The 8,545-nt window shown below is 71.9% G+C and carries 9 protein-coding genes; 6 read left to right on the top strand and 3 right to left on the bottom strand.

Annotation, left to right across the window (positions count from 1 at the left end; all coding sequences use genetic code 11):
• Nucleotides 1-304: 304 nt before the first annotated feature.
• From KS423_RS30965 to KS423_RS30950, 4 genes are all read left to right on the top strand, one after another.
• Nucleotides 305-1,405, top strand: coding sequence for a hypothetical protein (locus KS423_RS30965; protein WP_224283085.1), 1,101 nt, complete (start codon nucleotides 305-307; stop codon nucleotides 1,403-1,405).
• 872 nt (nucleotides 1,406-2,277) lie between these two features.
• Entirely contained in the window at nucleotides 2,278-2,778 is a 501-nt protein-coding gene (locus KS423_RS30960) for a hypothetical protein (protein ID WP_224283084.1), read from the top strand.
• 143 nt (nucleotides 2,779-2,921) lie between these two features.
• Entirely contained in the window at nucleotides 2,922-3,437 is a 516-nt protein-coding gene (locus tag KS423_RS30955) for a hypothetical protein (RefSeq protein ID WP_224283083.1), read from the top strand.
• Complete coding sequence (locus KS423_RS30950; protein ID WP_224283082.1) at nucleotides 3,430-3,825, top strand: Imm50 family immunity protein; 396 nt, start codon at nucleotides 3,430-3,432, stop codon at nucleotides 3,823-3,825. The genes KS423_RS30955 and KS423_RS30950 overlap by 8 nt, the downstream gene beginning before the upstream one ends.
• Before the next feature lie 77 nt (nucleotides 3,826-3,902).
• On the opposite strand, the gene KS423_RS30945 is transcribed toward KS423_RS30950, so the two are convergent.
• The 3 genes from KS423_RS30945 to KS423_RS30935 all read right to left on the bottom strand — a co-directional run bounded on the left by KS423_RS30945 (nucleotide 3,903) and on the right by KS423_RS30935 (nucleotide 5,260).
• The gene (locus KS423_RS30945; RefSeq protein ID WP_224283081.1) at nucleotides 3,903-4,346 is read right to left on the bottom strand and encodes an SRPBCC domain-containing protein; all 444 of its coding nucleotides are present in this window, start codon (nucleotides 4,344-4,346) and stop codon (nucleotides 3,903-3,905) included.
• 69 nt (nucleotides 4,347-4,415) lie between these two features.
• Entirely contained in the window at nucleotides 4,416-4,802 is a 387-nt protein-coding gene (locus KS423_RS30940) for a helix-turn-helix transcriptional regulator (RefSeq protein ID WP_224283080.1), read from the bottom strand.
• The gene (locus KS423_RS30935; protein WP_224283079.1) at nucleotides 4,799-5,260 is read right to left on the bottom strand and encodes an SRPBCC domain-containing protein; all 462 of its coding nucleotides are present in this window, start codon (nucleotides 5,258-5,260) and stop codon (nucleotides 4,799-4,801) included. The genes KS423_RS30940 and KS423_RS30935 overlap by 4 nt, the downstream gene beginning before the upstream one ends.
• 214 nt (nucleotides 5,261-5,474) lie before the next feature.
• On the opposite strand from KS423_RS30935, the gene KS423_RS30930 reads away from it, so the two are divergent.
• Both KS423_RS30930 and KS423_RS30925 read left to right on the top strand, forming a co-directional pair.
• Nucleotides 5,475-7,295 carry an HSP90 family protein gene (locus tag KS423_RS30930; RefSeq protein ID WP_224283078.1) on the top strand — a complete coding sequence of 607 codons (1,821 nt, stop codon included), beginning with the start codon at nucleotides 5,475-5,477 and terminating at the stop codon, nucleotides 7,293-7,295.
• On the top strand, nucleotides 7,292-8,545 hold a 1,254-nt coding region (locus tag KS423_RS30925; protein WP_224283077.1), incomplete at its 3' end, for a hypothetical protein. The genes KS423_RS30930 and KS423_RS30925, both read left to right, overlap by 4 nt.

The raw sequence follows: 8,545 nt of genomic DNA, 5'->3' as shown, positions 1-8,545 counted from the left end.
GCGACACCCGGGCCGCCTCCGGCCGCGACGACCGGGGCTCCGCCGGCCGCCGCCGGACGCCCCGGCGCGCCGCTCCCGCCGCGTAGTACCGCCGGGCCTGCTCGTCACCGAGGACCTTCTCCGCGTGGCCTCGCTCGAACAATAGGAGCCGGCCGGTGCACTCCTCCCGCACGGAGCGTATGAATCGTTCCGCGTGTGGGTTGCAGTTGGGGCTGCGGGGCGGAATCCTGGCGGCGAAGATGCCCTCGCCGGCGAAGACGGCGTCGCAGGCCGTGGTGAACTTCGCGTCACGGTCCCGGGTCAGGTGGGTGAAGCCGGCAGCGCGGTCGCCGAGTTGCCAGAGCAGCCGGCGAGCCTGCTGGGTGGTTCAGGCGGCGGTGTACGCCAGACGCGCGATCGGGCCGTGAGCGTGGGCGAAGCGGGGTCCACCCGTTCGTGGACCCGGCGCCCGGAGCTCGGCCGGGCAGGTTGGATGATGGGCATGGCCATGAGTATCGCTACCGACACTGTCCGGGCCGCTGCGTCTGTGAAGGCGTACCGCAGCGGCGAGAAGCTGTTGACCGCCGGCTCCGTTCGCAACCTGGAGCCCGGCTTCGGCGGAGCCAACGCCGATGTCGTGGACGGCACCCGGACCTGGCAGGTCTGGGTCGGCGTCGTGGGCCGCGCCCTGACGGGTGAGTGCGACTGTCCTGACAGCCGTCCCACCGTGCTGTGCCCGCATGCCATCGCGGCGGCCCTGGCTGCCGTACGCGCCGGGTTCACCTGGAACGAGTTGCCCGAGTCCCGTCCTGACGTGCGGACCTTGGATCCCGCGGAGCGGCGCTTCCGTACGCTTGCCAGGACTCTCGACGCGGCGGAGCTCGTCGCTCTGATCGCCCGTCATGCCGTGCGTGACCGCATGCTTTCCACCGATCTCGAGGTGGTCACGGGCCGCCTCGGTGCGCCGGGCGCCGAGGATCTGGAGCCGTTGCGTGCGCTGGTCGACGAGGCGCGGGCGATCCCGGACGGCCGCTACGAGTACGACCTTCACGATATCGCCACTGCGGGTCGTGCGGTGGTGGCCGAGCTCCAGGTGCTGGCGCTGCGTCCGCCGTCGGTGGAGCTGCTGGACGCGGTCGAGTACACCGCGGAGCGCTGGGACTACCTCGCCGGGGTGCTGAGCCAGGACTGGCGCACCTACGACGAGGAATCGCGCGAGATCGGCTCGGCCATCGCCGCCGTGCACGGTGGTTTGTGCGAGCGACTTCGGATCGACCCGGCGGAGCTCGCCGAGCGTCTTGCGAGGCTGTCCGCCGTCTGCGAGACGGATTCGTGCCTGTACCCGACCGGTCGGTACCGGCACCTGCTCGGCCGCGACGGCCTGGAGGCGTTCGAGCGGAGGTGGAAGGAACAGCGCGGCTGGTAGCCGGACTCGCCCGGTTACCGACGTCAGGGGCAGTCCGGCTTTGTCGAGCATGGCGGCTGGTTCCGCTTCACCCTCCTCAGGGCCCTGTTCGCCCGCACCACAACCCTGGAGGGAATCCTCGACGCTGCCTTGGCTCTGATGCCCATGGCCAACGACTTCACCGTCGAACGCGACTGGGGACCGTTCATGCTGCGTGCCTTCCCCGACGGTAACGCCGGCGAGGCGGCCCTCACCGACGCTCAGCACCGACCCGTCAACGCCATCGCGGCCAAGGACGACTGCTGGGGCAACATCGGCAACAAGATCACACGGTTGCGCAGAGCCGGACTACCGACGGACCGTGCCTTCGCCAACACGGTGAAGCCGAACCCCGGATCGGCAAGTTCCAGGCCGAGGGCGTACTTCCAGCGAGGCAGCCGAGGCAGCCGAGGCAGCCGAGGACGGCGCCTCCGCGACGGCGAGCTGTGCCGTCGCGGTCAGGGCCACGGCGGGCTGTGCCACGGCGTCCCCGCCGAGGGCGAGCCCCGCCGAGGGCGAGCGCCGCCGCGAGGACGGCACTCGCCGTCCGGCGTCCACGGCTGGGGGTGGGCCGTTCCATCACGTGCTCCATCTGTGCTCGAACGGCTCGACTGCCGGAGCGTAGCGATCTGACGAAGCCTCAGAGGAGGTGATGATCAGCCAAGTCACCAGCCAGTAACGCCTGGTGGCACCCGTGTCGTGCGTCCGGGCGTGGCGGATGCGGCGTCACCGGCCGCGGCCGCCACCGCATCCGGCAGGGATCAGCCAAGCTTTCGGCCTCCTGTGGATGGCCCGGCCCACCCGTGTTGGTATGGGCACGCCATTTTGCGCATGTTCTTCAGGAAGGGATCGACATGAGCAGGTTTCTCGGTGGACGCAGGGCGGCTCGCGCGGCCGGTGCCGTCAGCGCCGTCCTCCTGGCCCTGACCGGTGTCGTCGTGGGAACGGCCGTCCCCGCCACGGCTGCCCCCGCCGTGGCGGTGCGCGCCGCACTCCCGGACGACGGCGGACTCAACCCGGGTGACATCCTCACGGGCCACAACTTCATCATGCAACTCGACGGCCAGTCGGTCGAGTACATCGCGGAGGTCAGCGGTCTCGACCCCGACAACCACACGGTGACCCTGTCCCGCGGCCTGTTCCGCAGCCCCATCGTCCAGCGCTGGATCGACGACGCGATCGCCGGGCGCGAGGGCCGCCTCAAGAACATGACCATCGGGATCTGCGACTACGCCGGCAACATCGTCAAGCGGTACAACTTCGGCGGCGCGTTCGTGGAGAAGATCGTGCTCGACAACGCGACGCACGAGCCGAGCATACTCACCGTCAGGTACTTCACGTTCAACATCGGCTGACCGCCGCCCCGGGCGCGATCCGCGTCCGAGTGACTCCGTCGAGGCCCGGCGTCCGGCGGTCAACGCGGCCAGGAGCCGGAACGAGCAGTATCATCCCAGGTCAAGGCGGTGTGCGAGGTATCCGGAAGAAAAGGGGCGGGCCCGTGTCGGTCGGCGCGTGGCCGGAGTTCCTGCCGCACTCCGGGCAGCTGGCCGCGCTCTACACCGAACTTCCGCCCCCGGAGGGCCTGCTCCTCCGCTCGGTGCAGCTCAACCCGCGCGGGGCCGGCGTCACCTTGCGGGTCGAGTTCCCCCGCTTTCCCGATCGCGCCCCGCAGGCCTGGACGGACGCGGGGTGCGACCGGTTCGAGGCGCAGCTCGGGTTCACGGCCGTGGAGGAGGACCTGCGGATGCGGGGCCTTCCCGACGGCACCGTGGTCGACATCGGGTTGACCCCCTTCCTGCGGGAACGGGAGCGGCGGATCGCGGTGGGGGTGCGAGGCCCGGGGTTCTCGCTGGACTTCACCGCGCACGCCGCGCTCACCGTGGGGCACCTCAACGCCTACTGCTCCCGCGACGCCGCACCGTACGCGGCCGAGCGGTGGTTCCTGAGCCCGCTCGACCGGCGCCTGTACGGCAGCACGCTGCCGCCCACGACCGCGAAGACCTTCTATGGGTGACCACGACTGGTCAGCGGAGCTGGCGAACCCCGGGACGGTCCGCGAGGTGCTCGGCGCGCCGCCGCCCCCGCTGAGCGACTACGGCCTGGACTCCGTCCTCGTCGACGAACGCGAAGCGTCCGTCACCCTGAGGTTCTCCGCCTTCGCCGTCCCGGCGGGCGCCGCGGAGCTGTGGCGGGAGCGCGGCCACAACGCGGTCGAGTTCGTGCTGGTCTGCACCGGTGTGACGGACTTCGCGGTGGACGCCTGGTCGGGCCGGCCGACGACCCGCGCCACGCTCACGGACCGGAGGGTCGTGCTCTCCGGGCGGGGCAAGCACGTGTCCTTCGCGGCGGCCGGGATCCGCGCCGAGCCGCCCGTCGGACGGCTCCGGAGCCGGTTCGAGTGACGTAGGCCGAGGGCCGAGGGGGATGCCCCTCGGCCCCGGCCCCGCGCCTCTGCGCGCGACGCGCCCGAGCGGACCGCTCAGTGCCAGTTGCTGATCCTGACGTCGCGCGGCGCGGGCTCACCCGTGCCGGTCTCCAGTACAGCCTTGAGGCTCATCAGGAACGTGGCCCACTTGGTGCTGCAGTGGTACATGAACTCCACCGGCTCCCGCCAACCCTCGTGCCGGAACAGCACGATGGTGAAGTCGTCCTCCTGCTTGAGGTCGAAACGGACCCGGGTGCCGATCCACTCCTCGGGGCCGTCGATCACCTCCCAGAGCACCCGTCGGCCGGGCTCGGTCTCCAGGACCTTCATGTCGAAGCCGCCGGGCGGGCCGAAGCGGAACCGGAGCACGCCGCCGACGCCGGCGTCGCCCTCCGTGTCCTCGGTCCACCAGCTCGCCAGTCCGTCGACCGTGGTCAGGGCCGTGTGGACGGCGTCCGGGGACGCCGTGACCCCGATCCGGTGCAGGATGTCCGCCATCGCGGTACCTCTCTCTCGTACGGGCGCCCGTTCCCGGGCGCGTTCGCTCCTCCGTGCGTGCCTGCGGGCTCAGCTCTTCCGGGTGTTCTCCCGGTTGCCCTCCTGGCTGTCCTCCCGGCTGTTCTCCTGGCCGCGCTGGATGGCCTCGGCGATCCGCTTGATGCGGTGCAGCCGGGCGTCCCAGGCGGCGCCGACCGACGACAGCTGTGCGACGGCACGGGCGAGTTGGGCCTCGTCGACCTCGTAGCGGCGCTCGCGTCCGGACGGCGTGTCGTGGACGAGCCCGACGCGGCCCAGCACGCCGAGGTGCTTGGCGACGGCCTGTCGGGTGACCGGCAGTTGCTCGCTCAGGGTGGTGGCCGTCCCGCCGCCGCCGCTCAGGAGCAGGTCGAGCATCCGCCGTCGGATGGGGTCCCCCACCGCCGACCAGAGCTCGTCGTCGATGACCACGCTCACGGCCGCGTCCCGACCCGGGCGGCGTACGTGACGAGACGGGGCAGGAAGTGGTCCCAGCCGCGGACGTGGTCGTGGTACGCCTCCTCCAGGACGGCCGCCTCCCAGCCCTTCTCCCGGAACCCCGTCTCGGTGAACCGCAGCAGCGTGCCGCCGTCCGACGGGACCAGGTCGAAGGTGACCAGGAACGAGTTGTCCGGCGTCGCGGCCTCGCCCTCGCCGTGGGCCCAGCGGAAGCTGAACCGCCGGGGCGGGTCGGCCTCCACCACCGTCAGTGGCACGACCTTCACGTCCGGTGTCCCCGCACCGAACGAGATGAACCCGGTGCCTCCCGGGACAGGCTTGAGGTCCGCCTCGTCCGGCCACCACTCCTGCAGGTGCTCGGGCGTGCTGATGACCTCGTAGACCACCTCGGGCGTGGCCTCGACGCGGATCTCCCGCTCGATGCTGCCGTACTCCATCCCGCTCCCCTCCTATCGCAACCTTTGGTTGCATATAACCGTAGGCCGCTCCGCCGGAATGTGCAACCTTTGGTTGCTCTGGAAGAGTGCTCGGCCGCCCCGGGCCGCCCCGGGCCGCCACTCCGGCCCTGCCGGACGGGTGGCGCGGATATTCGACTACCGGCTGTCGTACGGCCGTTCTAAGGTGCTCCCGACACGACCTGGGAGAAACCCGTTGAGCCAAACCTTTCGCGTCGACCTGCGCGGGATCGTCGACCTTCTGAGCCATCACCTCTACACCAGCCCGCAGGTGTACGTCCGCGAGCTGCTGCAGAACGCCGTGGACGCCATCACGGCGCGCCAGGCGGACGACGCCGCCGACCCGGAGGACGCGGCCCGGCGACCCCCGGCCCCGCGGATCACGATCGCCTCCGGCGACACCACCGGCGACGGCTCCCTGACCATCAGCGACAACGGCATCGGCCTCAGCGAGGCCCAGGTGCACGAGCTGCTGGCGACGATCGGCCGCAGCTCGAAGCGGGACGACCTCGGCTTCGCCCGGCACGAGTTCATGGGCCAGTTCGGCATCGGGCTGCTGTCCTGCTTCATGGTGTCCGACGCGATCGAGGTCACCACCCGCCGGGTGGGCGAGCCCACCGTGCTCTGGCACGGCTTCTCGGACGGCGCCTACGCGGTGGAGCCCGCGCTCGCCGACCGGCAGCGCGAGGAGACCGGAACCACCGTCACCCTGCGCCCCCGGCCCGGGTGCGAGCACCTGCTGACCCGCCGCGCCGTGACCGGCCTGGTCGAGCACTACGGAGCCCGGCTGCCGTACCCCGTCAGCGTGGACGGCGTGCCGGTCACCGGCGGCCCCGCCCCCTGGGACCGCCCCGAGGACGAGACCGAGCCTGCCCGCCGTGCCCGCCTGGAGGCGTACTGCGAGGAGGTCTTCGGCTTCGCGCCCTTCGACGTGATCGACGTGGCCACCGCCGAGGCGGGCCTGCGCGGCGTCGCGTTCGTCCTGCCGATGCCGGCCAACCCCGCCGTCCCGGCCGCCCACCGCGTCTACCTCAAGCAGATGCTGCTCTCCGAGGGAGCCGAACGCCTGCTGCCCGAGTGGGCCTTCTTCGTACGCTGCGTCGTCGACACCTCCGAGCTGCGGCCCACCGCCAGCCGCGAGGCGCTCTACGAGGACTCCCTCCTGGAAGCGACCCGCGACACCCTCGGCGACCACCTGCGCGGCTGGCTCGTACGGTTGAGCAGGCAGGAGCCGGCCCGGCTGCGGGCCTTCCTGCGCGTCCACCACCTGGGCGTCAAGGCCCTCGCCCTGCACGACGACGACATGCTGCGCCTGGTCGCCGAGTTCTGGCCGATGGAGACCAACGTCGGCCCGCTGACCCTCACCGAGTTCGGCGAACGCTACGGCCTGCTGCGCTTCACCCTGCTGCTCGACGAGTTCCGCCAGCTCGCCCCGGTGGCCGCGGCGCAAGGCTTGGCCGTCCTCAACGCCGGGTACGTCTACGACGCCGAGATCATCGACCGGCTCGCCTCGACGGACCGCGCCCTGGACGTCGAGCAGCTGCGCGCCGCCGACCTCACCACCCACCTCCAGCGCCTGGACGCGGCCGACGAGCAGGCGATCGCCCCGTTCCTGGCCGTCGCCGACCGGGTGCTCGACCGGCTCGGCTGCGACCTGCTGGTCCGCTCCTTCGAGCCGTCCGGGCTGCCCGCGCTCTACCTCCTGGACGAGGACACGGCCTTCCAACTGGACGTCCGGGGCACCCGGGAGCAGGTCGACGACACCTGGTCGGCGATCCTCGGCAGCTTCCAGACGACCGCCGCGCCCCGGCCCCGACTGGTGCTCAACCACCGCAACCCGCTCGCCCGTCAGGTCCTCGCCCTGGCCGATCCGGAGCTCCAGGCGATGTGCCTGGAGGGCCTCTACGCCCAGGCGCTGCTGCTCGGCCACCACCCGCTGCGCCCGGCCGACACCGCCGCGCTCAACCAGTCCTTCGTCGGCCTGATCAGCCGGGCCGTCGCGGGAGGCGCGCGATGAGCCGCACCGAGCAGGAACTCCGTCAGCTCTACAACAGCACCCACGGGATGCCCACCGGCGCGGCGAAGTTCGCGGCCCTGGAGGAGGTGATCCGGCACGCCGACGCCCTCGGCCTGGTCGAGCTCGCCTTCGACGTCAGGATGTCGGCCACCCGGGTGTACCAGCACAGCTGGGCGCCGGCGAAGTCGTTCCTCACCTTCTCCTGGTGCCTCGCGGCCTACGACCGGGAGCCCGAGCGCTTCGATCCCGGGCACGAGCGCAGCCTGCTGTGGCACTTCAAGTGGATGGTCTACAACGTCCACCAGTTCCCGGAGGTCCCGTTGCAGCGGGCGAGGGAGCTCCTGGACGACATGGAGCGGCGCTACCGCCGGGGCGGCCACAGCATGCACGCCGTCCTCCAGCACCGCGGCCTGGTGGCGGAGAGCATCGGCGAACTCGACCAGGCGCAGGACTTCTACGAGCGGATGGCGCTCACCCGCCGGGACGGCCTCTCCGACTGCTCGGGCTGCGTGCCGAGCAGCCACGTGCGGACGCTGGTGGCGCTCGGCCGGGACGAGGAGGCGATCCGGGTCGGGGAGCCGGCCGTCCGCTCCGGCTGCACCGAGCAGCCGCAGTGGATCAACTCCGAGCTGCTGCTGCCCCTCGTGCGCAGCGGTCAGGGCGAGCGCGCCGTCGAGGCGCACCGCACCGCCTACCGCAGGATCCGCGACAACCCGCACCACCTGGGCGAGTTGGCGCTGAACCTGCTGTACTGCGTGCACAGCGGCAACGTCGGCCGCGGGCTCGACCTGATCGAGCGTCACCTCTCCTGGCTCGACCGGGCCCGCACGCCGCTGGCGGAGATGGAGTTCGCGGCAGCGGCCGTCGCCGTCCTGTCGCGGGCCCGGGAGGAGGAGGCCGGGACGGTCCTGCGCTTCCCCACCGTGGAGGGCAAGCGCCGCCCGGACGCGCGGGTGGCCGACCTCGCCGTGGAGCTGCGCGAGCGCGCCCTGGCCATCGCCGAACGGTTCGACGCCCGCAACGGCAACACCTTCCAGAGCGCGCGGATGCGCACGTGGATGGCCACCGGCCCGATCGGCGAGCCCACACCGCTGTCGGTCTTCGACCGGGACCTGCGCTCGCGCAGCGGCGAACGCGTCCACCGCCTGGCCGACCGGGTCGCGGCCCAGACCGCGGCGGGCGACCTGACCGGCGCCGCCCGGACCAGGGCCGCCACCGCGGAGGCGCTGCTCGCCGACGAGCGGCACGCC

The organism is Streptomyces sp. LS1784 (assembly GCF_020103755.1).
GTDB lineage: Bacteria > Actinomycetota > Actinomycetes > Streptomycetales > Streptomycetaceae > Kitasatospora.
Note: the sequence above shows the minus strand (reverse complement) of the source record. Positions and strands in the feature narration are given on the sequence as shown.

Coding starts and splice junctions, on each gene's coding strand:
- KS423_RS30950 (WP_224283082.1), top strand. CDS start 3,430: ATGGGTGACCACGACTGGTCAGCGGAGCTGGCGAACCCCGGGACGGTC.
- KS423_RS30945 (WP_224283081.1), bottom strand. CDS start 4,346: ATGGCGGACATCCTGCACCGGATCGGGGTCACGGCGTCCCCGGACGCC.
- KS423_RS30935 (WP_224283079.1), bottom strand. CDS start 5,260: ATGGAGTACGGCAGCATCGAGCGGGAGATCCGCGTCGAGGCCACGCCC.
- KS423_RS30960 (WP_224283084.1), top strand. CDS start 2,278: ATGAGCAGGTTTCTCGGTGGACGCAGGGCGGCTCGCGCGGCCGGTGCC.